This is a genomic window from Streptomyces sp. NPDC049627, assembly GCF_044465645.1.
GTDB lineage: Bacteria > Actinomycetota > Actinomycetes > Streptomycetales > Streptomycetaceae > Streptomyces.
The window spans coordinates 120,083-142,101 of sequence record NZ_JBITLW010000010.1; the positions used below are offsets into that span (position 1 = coordinate 120,083).

Consider the following 22,019-nt stretch of genomic DNA (forward strand, 5'->3'; position numbering starts at 1 on the left):
CACAGCGAAACCACTGGTGAGGGACGGGCACCCGTCCCGCGAGCCTCGTCCGCCCCGGTCCCGACGCCCTCCGTGATTCCGGGGCTGGGGCGGCCGTCGGCAGAGCGTGTGAAGAAGGTGTGCGAGGTGGATGTCAGGACGCGATTCCGTCTGTCTTACGCCGTCGCCCTGTCGTAGGTTCTAAGCAGATGAGAGATACACCCCGCCCAGAGGGGACTCTGGGTGACATCAGGCCGAGGCCTCCCCAGCTTCGACCTGGTCGTGCCCTCGCGCACACAACCGGGGCCTCCGGCTCCGGATCTCCTCACCGATCGGACAGTCGCCCGCCCCAAACCCCCCGGGGCGCGCGACCATCCGATCCGGACGGCCGCCCCGGAACTACCCCCCCTGTTCCGGGGCGGCCGACCTCCCTCTTTCTCCTTCTCGGACTTCTCGGGCTTCCCGCCCTTCTCTTCGCACTGATCACCTGGCAGGTCGTGGCCGACGGCCCGCTGCTGGACGCCGACGCCGCGGCCAGCCGGGCCCTGGTCCACCCGGACCGCCTCTCCGAATTCCTCGCGGATCTGGGCAATGCGCAGGTCGCGGTCCCGGTCCTGGCCGTGACCCTGTTCTACGCCGCCCTGCGCACCCGCCGCCTTGCAGGTACAGACCACTGGTGGCTGCCGGCCGCCGCGGCCGCCGTCCTCATGGCGCTGGTCCCGGCCCTGATCGCCCCCCTCAAGGAACTGATCGACCGCCCCGGCACCCCGGTCGTGCCGCCCGCCACCGGCTACTACCCGTCCGGCCACACGGCCACGGCCGCCGTCGCCTACGGGGCCGCGGCCCTGCTGCTCCTGCCCTGGCTGAGGTCCGCATCCGCCCGCCGGGCGCTGCTCGTCGCCTGCGCCGCCCTCAATCTCGGCGTGGGCTTCGGCCTGGTCCGGCGCGGCTACCACTGGCCTCTGGACGTCGTGGCCAGTTGGTGCCTCTGCACGGTGCTCCTCACCCTGCTGTGGCTGTTCCTCGCCCGACGGGGCCGTCGCCGGCCTCAGCCGTAGTAGCCGTCGAACGTCCGCTGGAACTCCCAGCCGCCGTACCGGTCCCAGTTGACCGACCACGTCATCAGCCCGCGCAGCGCCGGCCAGGTGCCGTGGGTGGTGTACGCGCCGCAGTTCGTCTTCTTCGTCAGACAGTCGAGGGTCTTGGTCACCTCGGACGGCGGGACGTGGCCGTTGCCCGCGTTGGTCGAGGCGGGCATGCCGATCGCCACCTGGTCGGGGCGCAGGGGCGGGAAGACGTTGTTCGGGTCGCCCGCGACCGGGAAACCGGTGAGCAGCATGTCGGTCATGGCGATGTGGAAGTCGGCGCCGCCCATGGAGTGGTACTGGTTGTCCAGACCCATGATCGGGCCCGAGTTGTAGTCCTGGACGTGCAGCAGCGTCAGGTCGTCGCGCATCGCATGGATGACCGGGAGATACGCCCCTGCCCTCGGGTCCTGGCCGCCCCACTTGCCGGTGCCGTAGTACTGATGGCCGAGCTGGACGAAGAAGGTCTCCGGCGCCATGGTCAGGACGAAGTCGTCGCCGTACGTGGCCTTCAGTGTCTTCAGGGCCGAGACGAGGTTGACGATCACCGGGGTCTTCGGGTTCTTGAAGTCGGTGTCGTCGGCGTTCAGGGAGAGGGAGTGGCCCTCGAAGTCGATGTCGAGACCGTCCAGGCCGTACTCGTCGATGATCTTCGAGACCGATGCCACGAAGGTGTCCCGCGCCGCCGCCGTCGTCAGCTGGACCTGGCCGTTCTGTCCGCCGATGGAGATCAGCACCTTCTTGCCGGCCGCCTGCTTCGCCTTGATCGCAGCCTTGAAGTCGGCGTCGCTCTCGACGTTCGGGCACTCGGTGGCGGGGCAGCGGTGGAAGCGGATGTCGCCCGAGGTGACCGATGTGGGTTCGCCGAAGGCCAGGTCGATGACGTCCCAGCTGTCGGGGACGTCGGCCAGCCGCGTGTAGCCGGAGCCGTTGGCGAAGCTCGCGTGGAGGTAGCCGACCAGGGCGTGGGCCGGGAGGTCCGTGCCCCCGCCGCCGGTCCCGGCGGTGGTCGTGGCCGTCACCGTGGCCGACCTCGCGGACTCGCCCGCCTCGTTCACCGCCGTGACCTGGAAGCTGTACGCGGTGGACGGCGACAGACCGCCGATCGTCGCCGAAGTGCCGGTCACCGTCTGCACTTTGACGCCGTCACGGTGGACGGCGTAGCCCGTCGCGCCCGGAACCGGCGACCAGGACAGGGCGACGCTGGTGGAGGTGACCGTGCCGGTCTTCAGACCGGTCGGTGCTGCGGGCGGCTGACCGGCGTCGACGCCCGGTCCGACCAGGGAGATGTCGTCGGCGTTGTAGGCGCCGGTGCCGTACCAGCCGTGGGTGTAGAGGGTGACGCGGGTGGTGGAAGGGCCGGTGCGGAAGGTGGTCGTGAGCTGCTGCCAGGTCGTCGCCGACTGGGTCCAGGCGGAGACGTCGGTGGTGCCGGTGCCGCTCGCGCCGAGGTAGACGTACGCGCCGCGGACGTACCCGGACAGCGTGTACTGGGAGTCCGGTTTCACGGTCACCGTCTGTGCGCACCGGGCGTTGTCGGAGCCGGCCGGGGTCGCCTGGAGTGCGGAACTGCCGCTTCGGACGGGCGAGTCGACGGTCGTACCGGCCGTGCAGCTCCAACCGTCGAGGCCGGCCTCGAAGCCGCCGTTGCGGGCGAGGTCGGCGTCGGCCGCACGGGCGGCCGACGAGAGCGCGGTGATGCCGGGCAGGGCCAGCACCGCGGCGGCGAGGAGGGCGAGAGGTCTGGAGCGATCCACAAGTGCCTCCGGGCATGGGGGAATTGGAGGGCGGAACCGCTCACAACTTGGTCCAGACCAATCGTCCTGTCAAGGGTCCCCGCGACCCCAGGAGTTTCCCCGGTTCACCCATCCCCCTCCATGGCCAGCCCCGCCGCCGCCTCGTGCATCGCCAGTTCGAGGAGTGCCGGGTCGTGGAGGGTGCCCGTGCCGTCCGGGGGGACCAGCCAGCGGATGCCGCCGGTGGAGCGGCCCGGATACGGGACGACGATCCAGGTGCCGGCTCCCGCCGTACGGATGCCGGTGCCGAGCCAGCGGGCGGCCGTGCCGGGCGGCACGAAGAAGCCCATGCGCGCGTCGCCGAAGTCGACCAGGACCGGGCCGAGTTGGTCGATGATGCGGGTGAGGACGTCGAGGGTCGGGTAGCCGAGCTCGCCCGGCAGGATGAGTACGTCCCAGGCCTTGCCGGCGGGCAGCAGCGCGACCCCGAGGGGGTTGCGCTCCCACTCCCAGCGGCAGGCTTCGGGATTCGGAGCAACGGATGCCAGCCACTCGACCGCCGTCTTCGCCCCTGTCATGACGGTGACCTCCCTTTCCTTCGCGGACGCTGGTCGCGTCACGAGGGAGAGGGAGGTCCCTGTCAGGCATTACGCGGGTTGGCGTCTTCCATTGCAGGTGACCTGCGTCACATCCGGCTGTCGGCCGTCAGCTGTCGAAGCCGAGGCCCAGTCGGTCCATCGCCTTCAGCCACAGGTTGCGGCGGCCGCCGTGGGCGTCGGCGCGGGCCAGCGACCACTTGGTGAGCGCGATGCCGGTCCAGGCGAAGGGCTCCGGCGGGAACGGCAACGGCTTCTTGCGGACCATTGCGAGCTGCGTGCGTTCCGTGCGCTCCCCCGCCAGCAGGTCCAGCATCACGTCCGCGCCGAACCGGGTCGCGCCCACGCCGAGGCCGGTGAAGCCGGCCGCGTACGCCACCTTGCCCTGATGGGCCGTGCCGAAGAACGCCGAGAAGCGCGAGCAGGTGTCGATCGCGCCGCCCCAGGCGTGGGTGAAGCGGATGCCCTCCAGCTGCGGGAAGCAGGTGAAGAAGTGCCCGGCGAGCTTGGCGTACGTCTCCGGGCGGTCGTCGTACTCGGCGCGGACCCGGCCGCCGTACGGGTAGATGGCGTCGTAGCCACCCCAGAGGATGCGGTTGTCGGCGGAGAGGCGGAAGTAGTGGAACTGGTTGGCGCTGTCCCCGAGGCCCTGCCGGTTCTTCCAGCCGATGGACGCCAGTTGGTCGGCGCTGAGCGGCTCGGTCATCAGGGCGTAGTCGTAGACCGGGACCGTGTAGGCGCGGACCCGCTTGACCAGGCTCGGGAAGATGTTCGTGCCGAGGGCGACCTTGCGGGCGCGGACCTGGCCGTAGGGGGTGCGTACGGCCATGCCGGCGCCGTACGGCTTCAGGGTGAGGGCGGGGGTGTGCTCGTGAACCCGGACGCCGAGGTCGAGGCAGGCCCGCTTCAGGCCCCAGGCCAGCTTGGCGGGGTTGACCATGGCCACGCCCCGGCGGTCGTACAGGCCCGCCTGGAATGTCGGTGAGTCGACTTGTTCCCGTACCGCGTCGGCGTCCAGGAACTCGACGCCCGCGGCCAGGCCCTGGCGTTCGATCTCCTCGTACCAGTCCCTCAGTTCCCAGGCCTGGTACGTCTCGGTGGCGACGTCGATCTCGCCGGTGCGCTCGAAGTCGCAGTCGAGGGAGTAGCGGGCGACCGCCTTCTCGATCTCGTCGAGGTTGCGGGCGCCCAGCTCCTGCAGCTGGTGGATCTCGTCCGGCCAGCGGGTGAGCCCGTTGGGCAGACCGTGGGTGAGGGAGGCGGCGCAGAAGCCGCCGTTCCGGCCGGAGGCGGCCCAGCCCACCTCGCGGCCTTCGAGCAGGACCACGTCCCGCTGCGGGTCGCGCTCCTTGGCGAGGAGCGCGGTCCACAGTCCGCTGTAGCCGCCGCCGACGACCAGCAGGTCGCAGGTCTCGGCGGTGGTGAGGGCGGGCTCGGGGTGGGGCTTGCCGGGGTCGTCCAGCCAGTACGGGACCGGCTGGGCTTCGGAAAGGGATTTCGTCCAGTTGTTGCCACGACTCATGGCGCTTGGGGCCATGATTTCAACTCCCTACAGGGGTTTATGCCTTCTGCTTGTTTCTGCGGTTTCCGATGACCATGGAGGTCAGGACGAACAGTACGGCGACGACGAACATGGCCGTACCGATGACATTGATCTGAACGGGCGTTCCGCGCTGGGCCGAGCCCCAGACGAACATCGGGAAGGTGACGGTGGAGCCCGCGTTGAAATTGGTGATGATGAAATCGTCGAAGGAAAGGGCGAAAGCGAGCAGGGCTCCCGCCGCGATACCCGGAGCGGCGATCGGCAGAGTGACCCGGATGAACGTCTGGAACGGGCCGGCGTACAGATCCTGGGCCGCCTGCTCCAGCCTCGGGTCCATCGACATGACACGGGCCTTCACGGCCGTCACGACGAAGCTGAGGCAGAACATGATGTGGGCGATGAGGATCGTCCAGAAGCCGAGCCGGGCGCCCATGTTGAGGAACAGGGTGAGCAGCGAGGCCGCCATGACGACCTCGGGCATCGCCATCGGCAGGAAGATCAGCGAGTTCACGGCGCCCCGCGCGCGGAAGCGGTAGCGGACCAGCGCGAAGGCGATCATCGTGCCCAGCAGCGTGGCGCCGAGCGTCGCCCAGAAGGCGATCTGGAGGCTGACCGACAGGGAGCCGCACAGGTCGGAGACGCCGCACGGGTCCTTCCAGGCGGCCGTGGAGAACTCCTGCCATTCGTAGTTGAAGCGCCCCTTCGGTTTGTTGAAGGAGAACACCGTCACGACGATGTTCGGCAGCAGCAGGTAAGCGAGCGTCAGGAGCCCCGCGATGACGACGAGATGGCGCTTGAGCCAGTTGACGAAGGTCATTTAAACCAGATCCTCCGTTCCCGACCTGCGGATGTAGAACGTCACCATGACGAGGATGGCGGCCATCAGGATGAAGGAAAGGGCCGCGGCCGTCGGATAGTCCAGGATCCGCAGGAACTGCGTCTGGATGACATTGCCGACCATGCGGGTGTCGGTGGAGCCGAGCAGGTCGGCGTTGACGTAGTCACCGGCGGCCGGGATGAAGGTCAGCAGGGTGCCGGAGACGACGCCCGGCATCGACAGCGGGAAGGTGACCTTCCGGAAGGTGGTGGCGGGCTTGGCGTACAGGTCGTGCGCCGCCTCGTGCAGCCGTGGGTCGATGCGCTCCAGCGAGGTGTAGAGCGGCAGGATCATGAACGGCAGGAAGTTGTACGTCAGACCGCACACCACCGCGAGCGGCGTGGCCAGCACGCGGTCGCCCTCGGTCATGCCGAGCCAGCTGGTGACGTCCAGGACGTGCAGGGTGTTGAGGGCGCCGACGACCGGGCCGCCGTCGGCGAGGATCGTCTTCCACGCGAGGGTGCGGATCAGGAAGCTGGTGAAGAACGGCGCGATCACCAGGATCATGATCAGGTTCCGCCAGCGGCCGGCGCGGAAGGCGATGAGGTACGCGAGCGGGTAGCCGAGGACCAGGCACAGGATCGTCGCCGAGCCGGCGTAGAGCACCGAGCGCAAGAACTGCGGGTAGTACTCGGACAGGGCGTCCCAGTAGGTGGCGAAGTGCCAGGTGACCTTGTAGCCCTCCTCCAGGGAGCCCGTCTGCACGGACGTGGAGGCCTGGTAGATCATCGGCAGCGCGAAGAAGACCAGCAGCCAGAGGATGCCGGGGAGCAGGAGCCAGTACGGCACGAGACGGCCGCGCTTGCGGGGCGGCTTCTTCGCGGGAGCCGTCGGGGTCAGAGGCGGTGGCGCCTCGGTGAGGGTCGCCATCAGACCGCCGCCTCTTCCTCGGTGCCCGCGTCGATGTCCTGGGCGGCGTCCAGGCCGAAGGTGTGCGCCGGGTTCCAGTGCAGGACGACCTCGGCGCCGGGCACGAGCCGGGGGTCGCGGTCGATGTTCTGGGCGTAGACCTCGAACTCGGGGCAGACGGCACTGTCGACGACGTACTGCGTGGAGACGCCGATGAACGAGGAGTCCGCGATCTTCCCGGTGATCCGGTTGCGTCCCTCGGGGATCTCGCCCGCCTCGTCGGCATGCGTGAGGGAGATCTTCTCGGGGCGGACGCCGGCCAGCACCTTGCCGCCGGTCGACGTGGGTGCGGAGCATCGCGCCTCGGGCAGCAGGAGCTTGCCCCCGCCCGCCTTCAGCACGATGTCGTCGCCGCTCTTGGAGTCGACCTCGGCCTCGATGAAGTTGGAGGTGCCGAGGAAGTTGGCGACGAACGTCGTCCGCGGGTTCTCGTACAGGTCGGTCGGCGAGCCGAGCTGCTCGACCCGGCCCGCGTTCATCACGGCGACCGTGTCGGCCATCGTCATGGCCTCCTCCTGGTCGTGCGTGACATGGATGAAGGTGATACCTACCTCGGTCTGGATGCGCTTGAGCTCCAGCTGCATCTGGCGGCGCAGCTTCAGGTCGAGGGCGCCGAGGGGCTCGTCGAGGAGGAGCACCTTGGGGTGGTTGATCAGCGCGCGGGCCACGGCGACGCGCTGCTGCTGGCCACCGGAGAGCTGGTGCGGCTTCTTGCGGGCCTGCTCGCCGAGCTGCACGAGATCGAGCATCTCCTCGACCTGCTTCATCACCGACTTGATGCCGCGGCGGCGCAGGCCGAAGGCGACGTTCTCGAATATGTCGAGGTGCGGGAAGAGGGCGTACGACTGGAAGACCGTGTTCACCGGCCGCTTGTACGGCGGAAGGGCCGTCACGTCCTGCTCGCCGAGGTGGACGGTGCCGCCGGTGGGCTCCTCCAGGCCGGCGATCATGCGCAGGGTGGTGGTCTTGCCGCAGCCGGAGGCGCCGAGCAGGGCGAAGAAGGAGCCCTGCGGGACGGTCAGGTCGAGCGGGTGTACGGCGGTGAAGGAGCCGTAGGTCTTGGTGATGCCGGAGAGGCGGACGTCGCCGCTGGTGTCGTTCGTCATTGGTGTCACGCCCCTGTGAGCTTCGCGAACTTCTCTTCGTAGGCCGTCTCGTCCTTCGAGCTCAGTGAGCGGAAGGCATGGGACTTGGCCTGCATGGCCTTGTCGGGGAGGATCAGCGGGTTGTTCGCCGCGTCCTCGTCGATCTTCGCGAGCTCTTCCTTCACGCCGTCCACGGGACAGACGTAGTTGATGTAGGCGGCGAGCTCGGCGGCGGCCTTCGGCTCGAAGTAGTAGTCGATGAGCCGCTCGGCGTTCGTCTTGTGACGGGCCTTGTTGGGGATCAGCAGGTTGTCGCTGGACGTCATGTAGCCGCTGTCCGGGATGAGGAAGTCGATGTCCGGGCTGTCGGCCTTGAGCTGGACGACGTCACCGGCCCAGGCGAGGCAGGCCGCGAAGTCTCCGCTGGTGAGGTCGGAGGTGTAGTCGTTGCCCGTGAAGCGGCGGATCTGCTTCTTGTCGACGGCCTTCTGGAGGCGGGCGACGGCCGCGTCGTAGTCGTCGTCGGTGAACTTGGCGGGGTCCTTGCCCATGTCGAGCAGGGTCATCCCGATGGTGTCGCGCATCTCGGTGAGGAAGCCGACGCGGCCCTTGAGCCTGGGGTTGTCGAGCAGGTCGGAGACCGTCTTCACCTCGACGCCGTCGAGCGCCTTCTTGTTGTAGGCGATGACCGTCGAGATGCCCTGCCAGGGGTACGAGTACGCCCGTCCCGGGTCCCAGTCCGGGCTGCGGAACTGCTGGGAGAGGTTGGCGAAGGCGTGCGGCAGGTTGCTCGGGTCCAGTTTCTGCACCCATCCCAGGCGGATCAGACGGGCCGCCAGCCAGTCGGTGAGGACGACGATGTCGCGCCCGGTGTCCTGGCCTGCGGCGAGCTGCGGCTTGATCTTGCCGAAGAACTCGTTGTTGTCGTTGATGTCCTCGGTGTACTTGACCTTGATGCCGGTGCGCTCGGTGAACGCCTCCAGGGTCGGGTGGTGCTTCCCGGAGTCGTCGACGTCCATGTACTCGGTCCAGTTGGAGAAGCTGACGGTCTTCTCCCGGTCCGAGTGGTCCTCGGCGGACGTGCCGCCCTCGGTCTTGCCGGCCGCGGGGATCCCGCAGGCGCTGAGCGTGCCCAGGCCGCCCAGCGCGAGCGCGCCGCCCGTGGAGGCGCGCAGCAGCGAACGGCGGGTCATCGCGGCCCTGCCGTTGCGCAGACTGCGCCGCATGGCGGCCACTTGGGCCGGGGACAGGCGGTCGGGCTCGTACTGCTCCATGCGCGTGGTGCCCTTTCGGGAGGGAGGGGAGGCCCGCCGCAGGTCGGACGGCGGAGCGCTCCTGATGACTATCGGTCCCCGAAGACGGTGCGGTGCCAGTCCTTCCTGGCGACCGCCGTGTTGTCGAACATGACGTGCTTGATCTGCGTGTACTCCTCGAAGGAGTAGGCTGACATGTCCTTGCCGAAGCCGGACGCCTTGTAGCCGCCGTGCGGCATCTCGCTGATGATCGGGATGTGGTCGTTGACCCACACACAGCCCGCCTTGATCTCGCGGGTGGCACGGTTCGCCCGGTAGACGTCGCGGCTCCAGGCGGAGGCGGCGAGCCCGTACGGCGTGTCGTTGGCGAGCCGGATCCCCTCGTCGTCGCTGTCGAACGGCAGGACGACCAGCACCGGCCCGAAGATCTCGGACTGGACGATCTCACTGTCCTGGGGCGCGTCGGCGACGAGGGTGGGACGGTAGTACGCGCCGTCCTTGAGGTCGCCCTGCGGCGCCTCGCCACCGGTCACCACGCGCGCGTAGGCACGCGCACGGTCGACGAACCCGGCGACACGGTCGCGCTGCGCATGCGAGATGAGCGGCCCGAGGTCGGTGCCCGGCGCGAACGGATCACCGAGACGGACGGTGTCCATGAGGGCCGCCGTCCGCTCCACGAAGGCCTCGTACAGCGGCCGTTGCACGTACGCGCGCGTGGCGGCCGTGCAGTCCTGACCGGTGTTGATGAGCGCGCCCGCGACGGCGCCGTGGACGGCGGCCTCGAGGTCGGCGTCGTCGAACACGACGAAGGGCGCCTTGCCGCCCAGCTCCAGATGGATCCGCTTGACCGTGCCGGTGGCGATCTCGGCGACGCGCCTGCCGACGGCGGTGGAGCCGGTGAAGGAGGTCATGGCGACGTCGGGATGGCCGACGAGGTGCTCACCGGCCTCCTTTCCCGTCCCGGTGACGATGTTGACGACCCCGTCCGGAATTCCGGCGTCGGTGGCGGCCTGCGCGAAGAGCAGCGAGGTCAGGGGCGTGAGCTCGGCGGGCTTGAGCACGATGGTGTTGCCCGCGGCGATCGCCGGGAGGATCTTCCAGGCGGCCATCTGGAGGGGGTAGTTCCAGGGGGCGATGGAGCCTACGACGCCGATGGGTTCACGGCGGACGTAGGAGGTGTGGTCGCCGGAGTACTCCCCGGCGGACTGTCCCTGCAGATGCCGGGCGGCACCCGCGAAGAACGCGGTGTTGTCGATGGTGCCCGGCACGTCGAACTCACGGGTCAGCTTCAGCGGCTTGCCGCACTGCAGGGACTCGGCGCGGGCGAAGTCCTCGGCGCGCTCGGCGAGGACGGCGGCGAAGCGGTGCAGCGCGTCGGAGCGCTCGCCCGGGGTGGCGGCGGCCCAGCCGGGGAAGGCCTCGCGGGCGGCGGCGACCGCGGCGTCGACGTCGTCGGTGCCGGCCAGGTCGTACGCGAACACCTCCTGGCCGGTGGCGGGGTCGACGACGGCGTGCGTGCGTCCCGAGGTCCCCTTCGCCGGCCGGCCCGCGATGTGCTGTGCGCCGTCCGCGAAGCGGTCCTGGGCCGCGAATCGTTCCGGGGTGGCGGTGCCCGGGTTGTGCATGTCGCTCCCTCCGCGCCCCCTGAGGGGCCGGCGTGGCTCAGGCTCGATTTGAGTGCCGATCCTGACAGAGGCGGAGGGCTCCAACAAGTGATTCCGTTGTTGCCTTTTGGTTACGCGACGGAATCTGTCGACCAGGTGTCGAGTGGGACTTCAAAACCGGGGACGGATTGTCGGTGGTGCGTGCCAGACTCGGACGCATGGCGAAGATCGATTCTTGGGACACCCTGATCAGGGAGGTCCGCGCGGGGGCGAGGGTCAGGTATCTGCACTTCTGGGGGCACCGGCCGCTGGCCGACGGACGGGTGGGCGCGAGCTGTCTCAGCCAGTGGTGGGCGTCGCCGTTCACGGTGGACGGGGTGGAGTACGCGACGGCCGAGCACTGGATGATGGCCGAGAAGGCACGGCTGTTCGGTGACACGGAGGCCGAGCGGCGAGTGCTGGACGCCGGGCATCCGTCGGAGGCGAAGAAGGCCGGGCGGCTGGTGCGGGGGTTCGACGACGCGATATGGGAGCGGGAGCGGTTCCGGATCGTGGTCGAGGGGTCGGTGCACAAGTTTTCCGCGCATGCGGATCTGCGGGGGTTTCTGCTGGGCACGGGGGATCGTGTGCTGGTGGAGGCGAGTCCGGTGGACCGGGTGTGGGGGATCGGGCTGGCGGCGCGGGACGAGGGGGCGGGGGATCCGGAGCGGTGGCGGGGGCCGAATCTGCTGGGGTTTGCGTTGATGGAGGCGCGGGAGCGGTTGCGGGGGTAGGCGGTTTTCGCCCCCGCCGCCCCTACCCGTCCCATCCCCAGGGGCGCTGCCCCTTCGACCCCGGTCCTGGGGGCTGCCGCCCCCAGACCCCCGCTTTCGGCCCTGAAGGGGCCTCGTCCTCAAACGCCGGACGGGCTAAAACCAGCCCCTCCGGCGTTTGAGGAGCGGGGGTCCAGGGGGCGAAGCCCCCTGGCGGGGTGGAAGGGGCAGCGCCCCTGGAGGATGGGACGGGTAGGGGCGGCGGGGGCGAGATCCGTCCCCTCCCGCCCGGACGGGCAGCCGGCATTCAGCGTGGCGTCGCGACGGACACCGACACCGTCGGCAGGGCTCCGTAAGAGTCGTCGTCGTAACGGCCCGAGTTGATGGCGGCGGTGAGGCCGATGGCGATCAGGACGATCACGATGACGCCGAGGACGATGCCGATGATGCCCGTGATCAGACCGGCCTGCGCCTGGCCGTGGTTGGTGGCCTGGCCGCGCTCGGCCTTCTTGCGTCCCTTGATGCCGAAGATCACGGCGAGGATGCCGAGGACGAGGGAGACCACGCCGTACAGGCAGAAGAGGCAGCAGGACAGGATGCCGAGGACCAGCGCCGCGACACCCATGCCGTTCTCCGGCTGCATCGGCATGCCGGGCCAGCCGTAGCCCGGCGGGTAGCCGTAGCCGTAGCCGCCCGGGGCCCCGGGGCCGGTGGGCGCGATGGGCGGGGGCGGAACCGCGGCACCGGGCGGTGCGTAGCCGGGCGGGGCGTACCCCGGGGCGGGGGCTGCCGGACCGGAGCCTGCCGGGGCCGCGTCGCCGGGTGCGGCGAAACCGTCGGACGGCATCGACGTGACCGTGGCCTGGTCGTGGACGGACGGCGGCTGCGACGCCTCACCGGGCGCCGGCTTCTTCTCCAGCGACGGTCTGTTCTCGGGCGGCGCCCACGGGTCGTGGCCTCCCCCGGCCTCCCCGCTGGGCTGCGTTGCCTCCGCCATGTCACGTCCCCCTAGGTCGTTCGTGCCGCCATGCTACGGCCTCGCCACCAGCGCTCCCCCGCCGGTACCGGGCCCTCACAGCCGGCCTCCCGACCGCCCCCACTCGCTCCGTCCCCGCTTCGCTCCCTCCCGTCCGCGTCGCCACTCCCGCTGCCTACGATGGCACTGCATTCCGATCAGCCGATCACCCGCGTCCCGCCGAGCCGGCCCACCGGCCGCGGACGCCGTTCCCGGGGAGGAACCTTGACCGACCGTCTCGTCGACGCCCGTGTCCCGCGCGACCTGCACGCCTTCATCGCCGGACTGCCGAAGGCCGAACTGCACGTCCACCACGTCGGCTCCGCCTCCCCCCGCATCGTCGCGGAACTGGCCGCCCGCCACCCCGACTCCAAGGTGCCCACCGACCCCGAGGCCCTGGTCGACTACTTCACGTTCACGGACTTCGCCCACTTCATCGACGTGTACCTGTCCGTCGTCGACCTGATCCGCACCCCGGAGGACGTACGGCTGCTGACGTACGAGGTGGCCCGCGACCTGGCCCGGCAGCAGGTGCGCTACGCCGAGCTGACCATCACCCCGTTCTCCTCCACCCGCCGCGGCATCGACGAACGGGCCTTCATGGACGCGATCGAGGACGCCCGCAAGGCGGCCGAGGCCGAGTTCGGGACCGTGCTGCGCTGGTGCTTCGACATCCCCGGCGAGGCCGGCCTGGAGTCCGCCGAGGAGACCGCACGGCTCGCCACCGACGACCGGCTGCGCCCGGAGGGCCTGGTGTCGTTCGGGCTCGGCGGGCCCGAGATCGGCGTACCGAGGCCGCAGTTCAAGCCGTACTTCGACCGGGCGATCGCCGCCGGACTGCACTCCGTGCCGCACGCCGGTGAGACCACCGGTCCGGAGACGGTCTGGGACGCCCTGACCCACCTGCGCGCCGAGCGGATCGGGCACGGCACCAGCTCCGCGCGGGACCCGAAGCTGCTCGCGCACCTCGCCGAGCACCGGATCCCGCTGGAGGTGTGCCCGACCTCCAACATCGCCACGCGCGCGGTCCGCACGATCGACGAGCACCCGATCAAGGAGTTCGTGAAGGCCGGGATCGTCGTCACCGTCAACTCCGACGACCCGCCCATGTTCGGCACCGACCTGAACAACGAGTACGCGGTCGCCGCACGTCTCCTCGACCTCGACGAGCGCGGCCTGGCCGACCTCGCCAAGAACGCCGTGGACGCGTCCTTCCTCGACGAGACGGGCAAGGCACGGATCGCCGCCGAGATCGACACATACACCACCGGCTGGCTCGCCCCCTGAGCCCGCTCCCCCGCCACGCCTGCACGCCGGCTCCCGCCCCCACCACAATGGCCCCATGGAGAACGTGACCGCCGTCGCCCACCGCGGCGACCCCTACCGCGTCCGCGAGAACACGCTCGACTCCCTGCGCTCCGCGCTCGAACTGGGCGCGGACGCGGTGGAGGTCGACGTACGGCTCACCAAGGACGGCGTGCCGGTGCTGCTGCACGACGACACCCTGAAGCGGCTGTGGGAGCAGGACCGGCCGCTGCTCGGGCTGTCGGCGGCCGAGGTACGGGGGCTCACGGCGGGCGGGGTGCCGACGCTTCAGGAGGCGCTCGCGGCGTGCGACGGCAGCCGGATGATGCTCGACCTGCCGGGTACGCCCGATGTGCGGGCGGCACGCCGGGTCGTGGACGTCGTGCGTGACTGCGGGGCCCAGGACCGCGTGTACTACTGCGCGGGCCCCGCTGCCATGCTCGCCGTGCGCGCCGCCGACCCGGCTGCCGAGATCGCCCTGACCTGGACGACGCTGGCGCCGCCGCGCCCGGCCCTGCTGGACGCGGTCCGCCCGCGCTGGCTCAACTACCGCTTCGGCCTCGTCGGCCGCGCCCTCACCGAACGCGTCCACCGCGACGGCTACCTGCTCTCCGTCTGGACCCCGGACACCCGCCGCTCCATGCGCCGCCTGCTCGACCTGGGCGTCGACTCGATCACGACGAACCGTGTCCACGTCCTGCTGGGACTGCGGGACGTCGCCTCCGGCTACACCCGGGACTCCTGAGGCACGGTCGCCGCATCCGCCGGGGTCGCCCGGGTGAGGTACTGCGGCACGGGAGTGTCGTCCTTGCCGGTGTCGCGGACGAGGCCGTAGCGGATCACGCCGTCGGGCGGTCCCTGGTTGATGTCCTTGTTCGCGGCGTCCCAGCTGGAGGGGAAGACGCTGAGGTTGTAGTCGGCGCCGCTCTCGTTGACGGTGAGGGTGACGCTGCCGTCGAGGTAGAAGTACTCGTTCTGCCACATCTGCTGGGCGCCGGGCGGCAGGACGGTGTACCCGGTGGCCGTGCTGCCCATGCCGGTGACGGAGCTGTCGGTGCTGCTGACGCGGTCGTCCATGCGGCGGCCGCCGCCCGAGGCCACGTGGAAGAGCTTGCCCTTCAGGCCGGTCCAGGCCGGCATGACGAGGCCGCCCGCCCGGTACTGCGGCGCGATCTGCCAGCGGACGAGGACATAGCCCCGACCGGTGAGGGTGACGCTGTCGCCGCGGTGGTTCATCACGGCGAGCGCACCGCCCGTGCTGGTGATGCCGGACTCGGGGCGGTGCGGCAGGGCGGCCGGCTCGGCGGTCGGGTCGGGGGCACGGTCGACGGCGTCGACGACCGTGCCGTACAGCTCGGCCTTCCGCGTCGGGGACGGCGACGGCGACGGTGCGGGCGTCGCCGACGGTGACACGGACGGCGTGGGCGACCGCGGGCGGGCCGTGCTCGCCGCGGTGGGGGCGGCCGCGCGGGGTGGCGGGGCGTCCGGTGGCTGGGTGACGACGTAGGCGCCGCCCGCGACGAGCGTCGCGCCAGCCGTCACCGCGACGGCGGGCTGGGTGAGCGCGGCCATGACCTTGGCGGACCAGCCGACGGAGGTGGCCGTCGCCGCGGCCGCCGTCTTGCCGCCGAGAGCGAGCGAGAGTGTGAAACCGACGGGGATCGGGGTGAGCGCGATGCCGACGAGGAGCCGTTCCGCCGGTACGACGGCCTCGCGGGTGTCGCCGCAGTAGCCGCAGCCCCTGATGTGCCGGGCCAGCCGCTTGCGCCAGACCGAGTCGGGGCGGCCGTTCCAGCGGGCGGTCAGCTCGCGCAGCTCGGGGCAGGCGCCGTCCAGCGCCCGGACGATGCCCCGCGCGGTCTCCAGCCGTTCCTTCACCCGCTGGACGCGCACCGCGGCGTGCTGCCTGCTGATCCCGGCGGCCGCGGCCAGCTCGCGCCGGGTCAGCTCGCCCGCGACCTCCAGCCACCACAGCGACAGCAGGTGCCGGTCCTCGTCGTCCAGCCAGCGCACGGCCTCCGCGACCTCGCGCCGCTGTCCTTCCAACTGGAGCCGCAGCACGGTCAGTTCGGCGAAGTCGGTGGCTTCGCGCGCGGCCGACTCGTCCAGCCGCTCGGTCTGCCTGCGGCGCCCCCGGTCCCGGATCTGGCGCATGGCGATGGCGACGATCCAGGAGCGGAAGCTGTCCGGGTCCCGCAGTGAGCCCAGATGGTCGACGGCGCGCAGCATCGTCTCCTGCACGACGTCGTCGACGTCGGCATGGCCGTTCAGGGCACGCCCGACCACGTTGTAGACCAGCGGCAGCCAGCCCTGGACCAGCTCGTCCAGCGCATGCCGGTCACCGGCCTGCGCCGCCGCGATGGTGGCGCGCCACTGCCGGCCGGCTGCCTCGTCCACGTACGTCCTCTCCCGGGTCACTTGCTGCCCGTATGCACCCTTGCACCCTGACCTGCACTGTTGGCTATGTCGGAGATCACATTCCGCTTCCGGTGCGGGCGGGGCATGGGGCGGCTCCCGGGTGTGGGGGGATGCAGGGACGCCAGGGGAGACGCCGTGAAGGGGGCGGCGATAACACTTTTTCGGCGGCCGGGGCCCGTAAGGGCGATCCCTGACAACACCCCTGTTCCGTACGGCACTTGCTCCGGGCTCTCCCAGGGGCCGAGCCCCTCCTCACCGACGATCCGGCCGGGGCCGCACCACCCCGACGATGATCACGTACCTTCCGTCGACCTCAGGAGCAGCACATGCCCGTACGTCCGTTTCCCGCCCTCGTCACCTCCGCGCTCGCCCTGACCCTGACCGCGCTGCCGCTGGCCGGGACGGCGTCCGCGCGGCCCGCGGCGTCATCGTCGTGCGGCGCCCGGGCGATCGAGGCCGCCCCGGCGGACGGCCCCGACGTCAAGGCCCTGTGTGCCGCGCTCGCCGGACTGCCCGACCAGGACGCGACGGCCGCGCTGATCCGCGTGGGCGGCAAGGGCAGCTGGCACGGGGCGGCCGGCGTGCGGGACATCGGAACCGGTGCGCCGGTGCTGGAGAACGCCCGCTTCCGGGCCGGTTCGACGACGAAGATCGTGACCGCGGCGATCGTGCTGCAGCTCGCCGCCGAGAAGCGGATCTCCCTCGACGGCACGGTGCAGGAGTATCTGCCGGGCCTGCTCACCGACACGTTCCGGCAGCCCATCACCGTGCGGCAGTTGCTGAACTTCACGAGCGGCCTCCAGCCGGGCGCGTCCCTGGGCGAGGACGTCGACGACGGCTACGAGCACCGCTTCGAGACGCTGACCCCCGAGGAGGTCGTGGCCGCGTCGGTGGCCAAGGGTCCCGACCCCGACCACGCCCCCGGCCGGCACCAGCGGTACGGCAACATCCACTACACCGTGCTGGGCCTGCTGATCGAGAAGGTCACCGGCGACTCGTACGCCCACCAGGCGGCCGTACGGATCTTCCGCCCGCTCGGCATGCGGCACACCTCCTTCCCCGACGGGCCCGACCCCCGCGTCCACGGGCCGCACAACCGCGGATACGACTGGATCGACGGCAAGCTGGTCGACGTGACCGAGTGGAACATGTCCGACCGGTTCGCGGCCGGTGACATGATCTCGACGACGGCGGACCTGGAGCGGCTGCTGTTCGCCCTCTTCCGCGGCCGGGTCGTGCCCGAGCCGCAGCTGAAGGAGATGTTCACGGTGCCGGACATCGAGGGCGCCACGATGGGTGCGGCGCTGGAGCGGTACGAGCTGGGCGGCAAGGAGATCTGGGGCAAGACGGGCGCCCGCCCGGGCTACCACACCGTGGTCGCCGCCACGCGCGACCTGTCCCGGACGGTCGTCTACTCCGTCAACTCCACCGACGCGAAGGGCGACGGCCTGGCCATCGTGCGGCGTTTCGCCTTCCCGGCGTTCAACCGCTGACGGCGACGGCGGCCTGAGGCGCGGACGGTGCCGTCAGCGCCTCCAGCTGCTTGATCTTCTTCCGTACGACATACAGCGGGATCACCCCGAAGACACCGAACGACATGTCGATCAGCGACCACCAGAAGGGGATGCCCCGGATCGGCCCGCAGATCAGGGCGAGCGGGACGATGCCCGCGCAGGCGATCATGCCGAACTCGACGACCCAGATGTTGCGGACCGGGTCACGGTAGGGGCCGTGAAAGGCGACCGCGATGACGAGGTGGGCGAAGGCCAGCCAGTCCGTGCCGTAGAGCAGGAACGGATGGTCCGCGTCGGCGGTGTCGAGCCCGCGCCGGACGCGCTCGATCCAGTCCATGAGGCCGGGGAGGTGCTCCGGCACGGACAGGGCGCGCAACAGGTCCTCGGTCCAGCGCAGTTCGTGGACGAGGGGGAAGGCCGTGGCGCCGCTGAGCACCAGGCAGACGACGAAGAGGGCCAGCCGGACGCGAATGCCCTTGAGCAGGGCGGCTCTGTCGTTCATGGGGGCAGCGTACGCCTTTCTTGAACATGTTCAAAAGCGGGATGGCGTGCACTTCCCCGCCCTGACCCCCACCGTCCCGTCCGCGCCCGGGCTCCCCGTCACCTACCCGCCCTACGATGTCCGCGGCGAACGGAGGAGTCATGGCCTTGGACTTGAGCGCGCGGGCCTACCGGGCCCAGCGGTGGGCGGCGCGGACGGCGTTGGCCGCGGCGGGGCTCGCGGTGCTCGTGCCGCTCGCCTACGGCGGGGTCGGCGGCGTCCTGCTGCTGGTGGCCGGGGTCGCGGGGCTGGGGCTCAGCGCGGTGGCGGTGTGGTGGACGCTGACCCTGCGCGGCCCGCTGCGCTGGGCGGCGGCCACGGTGGCCGTGGCGGTGCCGGCGGCGCTCGTCGCCCTGTTCGCGGCCACCCTCTTCTGGGCGCTGCTGGCGTCCGTGGCGCTGTGGACGGTGGCCGTCTGGAGCGGCCGGTACGCGCTGCGGGGCACGGGGAGCGCGCGGGTGCGGGTGATGCGGGAGCGCAAGGCGGCGCCGCCGCGGCGGGCGGTGCTGATCATGAACCCGCGCTCCGGCGACGGGAAGGTGGAACGCTTCGCGCTCAAGGAGAAGGCCGAACGGCTCGGCGCCCAGGTCGTCCTCCTCGACCCCGACGAGCACCAGGACGTCACCGCCCTGGCCCGCAAGGCCGTGGCGGACGGCGCGGACCTGCTGGGCGTCGCGGGCGGGGACGGCACCCAGGCGCTGGTCGCGGCCGTCGCCGCCGCGTACGACATCCCGTTCCTGGTGATCAGCGCGGGCACCCGCAACCACTTCGCCATGGACCTCGGCCTCGACCGCGACGACCCCGCCGCGTGCCTCGACGCGCTCACCGACGGCGTGGAGCTGCGCGTCGACCTCGGCTTCGCGAACGGCCGGCCCTTCGTCAACAACGCCTCCTTCGGGGCGTACGCGGCCATCGTGCAGAGCCCCGGCTACCGCACCGACAAGATCGGCACCAGCCTGGAGCTGCTGCCCGACCTGCTCACCCGGCAGCAGGGTCCGCGGCTGACCGCCCGGGCGGCGGGCACGACGCTCGACGCCCCGCACGCCGTGCTGGTCAGCAACAACCCCTACCGCACCGACGACCCGTTCGGGCTGGGCCGCCGCGACCGCCTCGACGCCGCCGTCCTCGGCGTCCTCGGCATCAGGGTGGACAGCGCGGCCGAGGCCGCGGCGCTGCTCCTCGACCCGGCGCCGGACGGCCTCACCATCCTCACCGCGACCGAGGTGATCATCGAGGCCGACCGCGCCGAGATCGAGGCGGGCATGGACGGCGAGGCCCTCGTGCTCCCCACGCCGGTCCACTGCCGCATCACCCCGGGCGCCCTGCGCGTCCGCGTCCCGCGCAAGCGCCCCGGCGTCCCGCAGCGCGCGCCACGCCTTGACTGGCGCCGGTTGCGCAAGCTGGCGGCGACGGTGGGGCGCACGGCGGCGGTGCACCGGAGGGGTCCCTTCAGCTGAGGCCACCAGCTTGTCGATACGTCCTGACAAACCTATTGACATCACTCGGGGGGCGTTCAATAGTACGGGCAACTAGAGCGCGCTAGTAACGCGCTCTAGTCACCTCCGGGCAGCACCGCCGCGTGAGTGCCTTCGTCCGGGCCGCACGGCCCATTCCCCCCTGATCAGCACAGTGAGGTGCAAGGGACATGCACAGACACCACCGAGCCGCCGCTCTGACCGCCACGGTGCTGGCCGGCGCCCTGTTCGCCACCGGCTGCTCCAGCAGCTCCGGCGGCAAGAAGTCCGAGGACGACACCACCGGCGCCGCCGCCGGAAAGGCCACCACACCTCGCATGACCGTGGCCATGATCACCCACGCCGCCCCCGGCGACACCTTCTGGGACCTCATCCGCAAGGGCGCCGAAGCCGCCGCCGCCAAGGACAACATCAAACTCGTCTACTCCGCCGACCCGAGCGCCGGCAACCAGGCCAACCTCGTCCAGAACGCCATCGACCAGAAGGTCGACGGCATCGCCCTGACCGCCGCCAAACCCTCCGCCATGAAGGCCGTCATCGCCAAGGCCAGGACCGCCGGCATCCCCGTCGTCGGCTTCAACGCCGGCCTCGACGACTGGAAGGACCTCGGCATGCTCGAATACTTCGGCCAGGACGAGAACCTCGCCGGCCAGGCCTTCGGCGAAAAGCTCAACGCCACCGGCGCCAAGCACGCCCTGTGCGTCATCCAGGAACAGGGCCACGTCGCCCTCGAAGCCCGCTGCGCCGGCGTGAAGAAGGGCTTCAAGGGCACCACCGACAACCTCTACGTCAACGGCACCGACATGCCCTCGGTGAAGTCCACCATCACCGCCAAGCTCCAGCAGGACCCCAGCATCGACCAGGTCGTCACCCTCGGCGCCCCCTTCGCCCTGACCGCCGTCCAGTCCGCCGCCGACGCCGCCGGCAAGGCCGAGGTCGCCACCTTCGACCTCAACAAGGAACTCGTCACCGCCGTCCAGGACGGCAAGGTCGAGTTCGCCGTCGACCAGCAGCCCTACCTCCAGGGCTACCTCGCCGTGGACTCCCTGTGGCTGTACAGGACCAACGGCAACTTCAGCGGCGGCGGCACCGCCCCCGTCCTCACCGGCCCCGCCTTCATCACCAAGGACAACGTCGACGCCGTCGCCGAATTCGCCGCGAAGGGAACCCGGTGAGCACGACTACAACCCCGCGATCGCATTCCACCGCTTCGCGAACTCCACCCGCTCCCCGGCCGTGATGTCCCGTGCGATCGCCAACCGCCTCCGCATCGCCGCGTCCGGGAAGATCAGCGGGTCCTCGGCCAGGGCGGCCGTCTCCTCGTCGTCGGAGGAGGCGAGCACGTCCTGGGCGGCCGGGACCGGGCAGACGTAGTTGACCCAGGCGGCCAGTTCGGCGGCGACCTCGGGCTCGTAGTAGTAGTCGATCAGCCGCTCGGCGTTGGTCTTGTGGCGGGCCAGGTCGGGGACCATCAGGGACTCCGACCAGAGCTCGGCGCCCTCCTCGGGGACGACGAAGCGGATGTCGGGGTCGTCGGCCTGGAGCTGGATGACGTCGCCCGAGTACGCCTGGCAGGCCAGTACGTCGCCGCTCGACAGGTCCTTGATGTAGTCGTTGCCGGTGAAGCGGCGGATCTGGCCCTTGCGGACCTGCCGTTCGACCTGGTCGCAGACGGTGTGGAAGTCGTCCGCGGTCCACCGGGTGATGTCGACGCCGTTGCCCTGCATGAGCAGGGCGAAGGCCTCGTCCAGCCCGGAGAGCAGCGTCACCCGGCCCTTCAGGTCGCCGGCCCACAGCTCGGACACGCGGCGTATCTCACGGCCGAGCCTGCGGCGGTTGTACGCGATGCCGGTGATGCCGGACTGCCACGGCACGGTGAACTTCCGCCCCGGGTCGAACGCCGGTGAACGCAGCAGGGGATCCAGGTACTCGGCCACGTTCGGCTGCCGCGCCCGGTCCATCTCCTGCACCCAGCCCAGCCGTACGAACCGGGCGCACATCCAGTCGCTGATGACGATGAGGTCGCGACCGGTGCGCTGATGGTTCATCAGGGCGGGGCTGATCTTGCCGAAGAACTCGTCGTTGTCGTTGATCTCCTCGACGTACTCGACGGAGATGCCGGTGCGCTCCTCGAAGGCCTCCAGCGTCGGCCGCCGGGTCTCGTCGGAGTCGTCGGTGTCGATATACAGCGGCCAGTTGGCCCAGGTGAGCCGCTTTTCGGCGGCGGACAGATCGGCGGCGGCCCGCTCGCCGGGCGGCACGTAGGCGGCGGGCACACCGCAGCCGGCGAGCCCGCCCAGCAGGGCGCCCGTGCCGAGGGTGCGTAACAACG

Annotated in this window: 19 protein-coding genes; 7 read left to right on the forward strand and 12 right to left on the reverse strand. The window is 70.6% G+C overall.

What is annotated here, in order from left to right:
* Positions 1–218: 218 nt before the first annotated feature.
* Complete coding sequence (locus ACIBU0_RS26930; protein ID WP_398823823.1) at positions 219–1,037, forward strand: phosphatase PAP2 family protein; 819 nt, start codon at positions 219–221, stop codon at positions 1,035–1,037.
* On the opposite strand, the gene ACIBU0_RS26935 is transcribed toward ACIBU0_RS26930, so the two are convergent.
* The 8 genes from ACIBU0_RS26935 to ACIBU0_RS26970 form a co-directional block, all read right to left on the reverse strand.
* Positions 1,028–2,821, reverse strand: a complete 1,794-nt coding sequence (locus tag ACIBU0_RS26935) for a chitinase (protein ID WP_398823081.1) — start codon at positions 2,819–2,821, stop codon at positions 1,028–1,030. The two genes, ACIBU0_RS26930 and ACIBU0_RS26935, sit on opposite strands and share 10 nt — an antisense overlap.
* 104 nt (positions 2,822–2,925) lie before the next feature.
* Positions 2,926–3,378, reverse strand: coding sequence for a hypothetical protein (locus ACIBU0_RS26940; RefSeq protein WP_398823084.1), 453 nt, complete (start codon positions 3,376–3,378; stop codon positions 2,926–2,928).
* 127 nt (positions 3,379–3,505) lie between these two features.
* Entirely contained in the window at positions 3,506–4,933 is a 1,428-nt protein-coding gene (locus tag ACIBU0_RS26945) for an NAD(P)/FAD-dependent oxidoreductase (protein ID WP_398823087.1), read from the reverse strand.
* A 22-nt stretch (positions 4,934–4,955) separates the two neighbouring features.
* Entirely contained in the window at positions 4,956–5,756 is an 801-nt protein-coding gene (locus ACIBU0_RS26950) for an ABC transporter permease (protein ID WP_398823090.1), read from the reverse strand.
* The gene (locus tag ACIBU0_RS26955) at positions 5,757–6,686 is read right to left on the reverse strand and encodes an ABC transporter permease (RefSeq protein WP_398823093.1); all 930 of its coding nucleotides are present in this window, start codon (positions 6,684–6,686) and stop codon (positions 5,757–5,759) included.
* Complete coding sequence (locus ACIBU0_RS26960; protein ID WP_398823096.1) at positions 6,686–7,831, reverse strand: ABC transporter ATP-binding protein; 1,146 nt, start codon at positions 7,829–7,831, stop codon at positions 6,686–6,688. The genes ACIBU0_RS26955 and ACIBU0_RS26960 overlap by 1 nt, the downstream gene beginning before the upstream one ends.
* Positions 7,832–7,836: 5 nt before the next feature.
* Positions 7,837–9,084, reverse strand: a complete 1,248-nt coding sequence (locus ACIBU0_RS26965; protein WP_398823099.1) for a spermidine/putrescine ABC transporter substrate-binding protein — start codon at positions 9,082–9,084, stop codon at positions 7,837–7,839.
* 68 nt (positions 9,085–9,152) lie between these two features.
* Complete coding sequence (locus ACIBU0_RS26970) at positions 9,153–10,688, reverse strand: gamma-aminobutyraldehyde dehydrogenase (RefSeq protein WP_398823102.1); 1,536 nt, start codon at positions 10,686–10,688, stop codon at positions 9,153–9,155.
* Positions 10,689–10,855: 167 nt separating this feature from the next.
* On the opposite strand from ACIBU0_RS26970, the gene ACIBU0_RS26975 reads away from it, so the two are divergent.
* A complete protein-coding gene (locus tag ACIBU0_RS26975) occupies positions 10,856–11,440 on the forward strand; it encodes an NADAR family protein (protein ID WP_398823105.1) in 585 nt (194 codons plus the stop codon).
* Positions 11,441–11,726: 286 nt separating this feature from the next.
* Here ACIBU0_RS26975 and ACIBU0_RS26980 read toward each other — a convergent pair whose 3' ends face one another.
* A complete protein-coding gene (locus ACIBU0_RS26980) occupies positions 11,727–12,416 on the reverse strand; it encodes a DUF4190 domain-containing protein (RefSeq protein ID WP_398823108.1) in 690 nt (229 codons plus the stop codon).
* Between the two features lie 159 nt (positions 12,417–12,575).
* Between ACIBU0_RS26980 and ACIBU0_RS26985 the strand changes: the two genes are divergently transcribed.
* Positions 12,576–13,721: an adenosine deaminase gene (locus tag ACIBU0_RS26985; RefSeq protein WP_398823111.1), complete on the forward strand. Its 1,146-nt coding sequence runs from the start codon at positions 12,576–12,578 to the stop codon at positions 13,719–13,721.
* A gap of 55 nt (positions 13,722–13,776) precedes the next feature.
* On the forward strand, positions 13,777–14,484 hold the full coding sequence (locus ACIBU0_RS26990; protein WP_398823114.1) for a glycerophosphodiester phosphodiesterase: 708 nt from the start codon (positions 13,777–13,779) through the stop codon (positions 14,482–14,484).
* Here ACIBU0_RS26990 and ACIBU0_RS26995 read toward each other — a convergent pair.
* Entirely contained in the window at positions 14,466–16,136 is a 1,671-nt protein-coding gene (locus ACIBU0_RS26995; protein WP_398823117.1) for a sigma-70 family RNA polymerase sigma factor, read from the reverse strand. The genes ACIBU0_RS26990 and ACIBU0_RS26995 overlap by 19 nt on opposite strands.
* Before the next feature lie 347 nt (positions 16,137–16,483).
* Here ACIBU0_RS26995 and ACIBU0_RS27000 point away from each other — a divergent pair, with 347 nt between their 5' ends.
* On the forward strand, positions 16,484–17,650 hold the full coding sequence (locus ACIBU0_RS27000; protein ID WP_398823120.1) for a serine hydrolase domain-containing protein: 1,167 nt from the start codon (positions 16,484–16,486) through the stop codon (positions 17,648–17,650).
* Here ACIBU0_RS27000 and ACIBU0_RS27005 read toward each other — a convergent pair.
* Positions 17,640–18,173 carry a hypothetical protein gene (locus tag ACIBU0_RS27005; protein WP_398823122.1) on the reverse strand — a complete coding sequence of 178 codons (534 nt, stop codon included), beginning with the start codon at positions 18,171–18,173 and terminating at the stop codon, positions 17,640–17,642. The genes ACIBU0_RS27000 and ACIBU0_RS27005 overlap by 11 nt on opposite strands.
* 140 nt (positions 18,174–18,313) lie before the next feature.
* On the opposite strand from ACIBU0_RS27005, the gene ACIBU0_RS27010 reads away from it, so the two are divergent.
* Together ACIBU0_RS27010 and ACIBU0_RS27015 are read left to right on the forward strand one after the other, a co-directional pair.
* The gene (locus tag ACIBU0_RS27010) at positions 18,314–19,669 is read left to right on the forward strand and encodes a diacylglycerol/lipid kinase family protein (protein ID WP_398823125.1); all 1,356 of its coding nucleotides are present in this window, start codon (positions 18,314–18,316) and stop codon (positions 19,667–19,669) included.
* Between the two features lie 188 nt (positions 19,670–19,857).
* Positions 19,858–20,862 carry a substrate-binding domain-containing protein gene (locus ACIBU0_RS27015; RefSeq protein ID WP_398823129.1) on the forward strand — a complete coding sequence of 335 codons (1,005 nt, stop codon included), beginning with the start codon at positions 19,858–19,860 and terminating at the stop codon, positions 20,860–20,862.
* 6 nt (positions 20,863–20,868) lie between these two features.
* Here ACIBU0_RS27015 and ACIBU0_RS27020 read toward each other — a convergent pair whose 3' ends face one another.
* Positions 20,869–22,017: a spermidine/putrescine ABC transporter substrate-binding protein gene (locus ACIBU0_RS27020; protein WP_398823132.1), complete on the reverse strand. Its 1,149-nt coding sequence runs from the start codon at positions 22,015–22,017 to the stop codon at positions 20,869–20,871.
* Positions 22,018–22,019: the final 2 nt, after the last annotated feature.

Excerpts from the sequence above, each read along its gene's own strand:
- ACIBU0_RS27015 (WP_398823129.1), top strand. The coding sequence starts at position 19,858 with ATGCACAGACACCACCGAGCCGCCGCTCTGACCGCCACGGTGCTGGCC.
- ACIBU0_RS27005 (WP_398823122.1), bottom strand. The coding sequence starts at position 18,173 with ATGAACGACAGAGCCGCCCTGCTCAAGGGCATTCGCGTCCGGCTGGCC.
- ACIBU0_RS26940 (WP_398823084.1), bottom strand. The coding sequence starts at position 3,378 with ATGACAGGGGCGAAGACGGCGGTCGAGTGGCTGGCATCCGTTGCTCCG.
- ACIBU0_RS26970 (WP_398823102.1), bottom strand. The coding sequence starts at position 10,688 with ATGCACAACCCGGGCACCGCCACCCCGGAACGATTCGCGGCCCAGGAC.
- ACIBU0_RS26985 (WP_398823111.1), top strand. The coding sequence starts at position 12,576 with ATGGCACTGCATTCCGATCAGCCGATCACCCGCGTCCCGCCGAGCCGG.
- ACIBU0_RS26965 (WP_398823099.1), bottom strand. The coding sequence starts at position 9,084 with ATGGAGCAGTACGAGCCCGACCGCCTGTCCCCGGCCCAAGTGGCCGCC.
- ACIBU0_RS27010 (WP_398823125.1), top strand. The coding sequence starts at position 18,314 with ATGGCCTTGGACTTGAGCGCGCGGGCCTACCGGGCCCAGCGGTGGGCG.
- ACIBU0_RS26950 (WP_398823090.1), bottom strand. The coding sequence starts at position 5,756 with ATGACCTTCGTCAACTGGCTCAAGCGCCATCTCGTCGTCATCGCGGGG.
- ACIBU0_RS26990 (WP_398823114.1), top strand. The coding sequence starts at position 13,777 with ATGGAGAACGTGACCGCCGTCGCCCACCGCGGCGACCCCTACCGCGTC.
- ACIBU0_RS27000 (WP_398823120.1), top strand. The coding sequence starts at position 16,484 with ATGCCCGTACGTCCGTTTCCCGCCCTCGTCACCTCCGCGCTCGCCCTG.
- ACIBU0_RS26980 (WP_398823108.1), bottom strand. The coding sequence starts at position 12,416 with ATGGCGGAGGCAACGCAGCCCAGCGGGGAGGCCGGGGGAGGCCACGAC.
- ACIBU0_RS26945 (WP_398823087.1), bottom strand. The coding sequence starts at position 4,933 with ATGGCCCCAAGCGCCATGAGTCGTGGCAACAACTGGACGAAATCCCTT.
- ACIBU0_RS26960 (WP_398823096.1), bottom strand. The coding sequence starts at position 7,831 with ATGACGAACGACACCAGCGGCGACGTCCGCCTCTCCGGCATCACCAAG.
- ACIBU0_RS26955 (WP_398823093.1), bottom strand. The coding sequence starts at position 6,686 with ATGGCGACCCTCACCGAGGCGCCACCGCCTCTGACCCCGACGGCTCCC.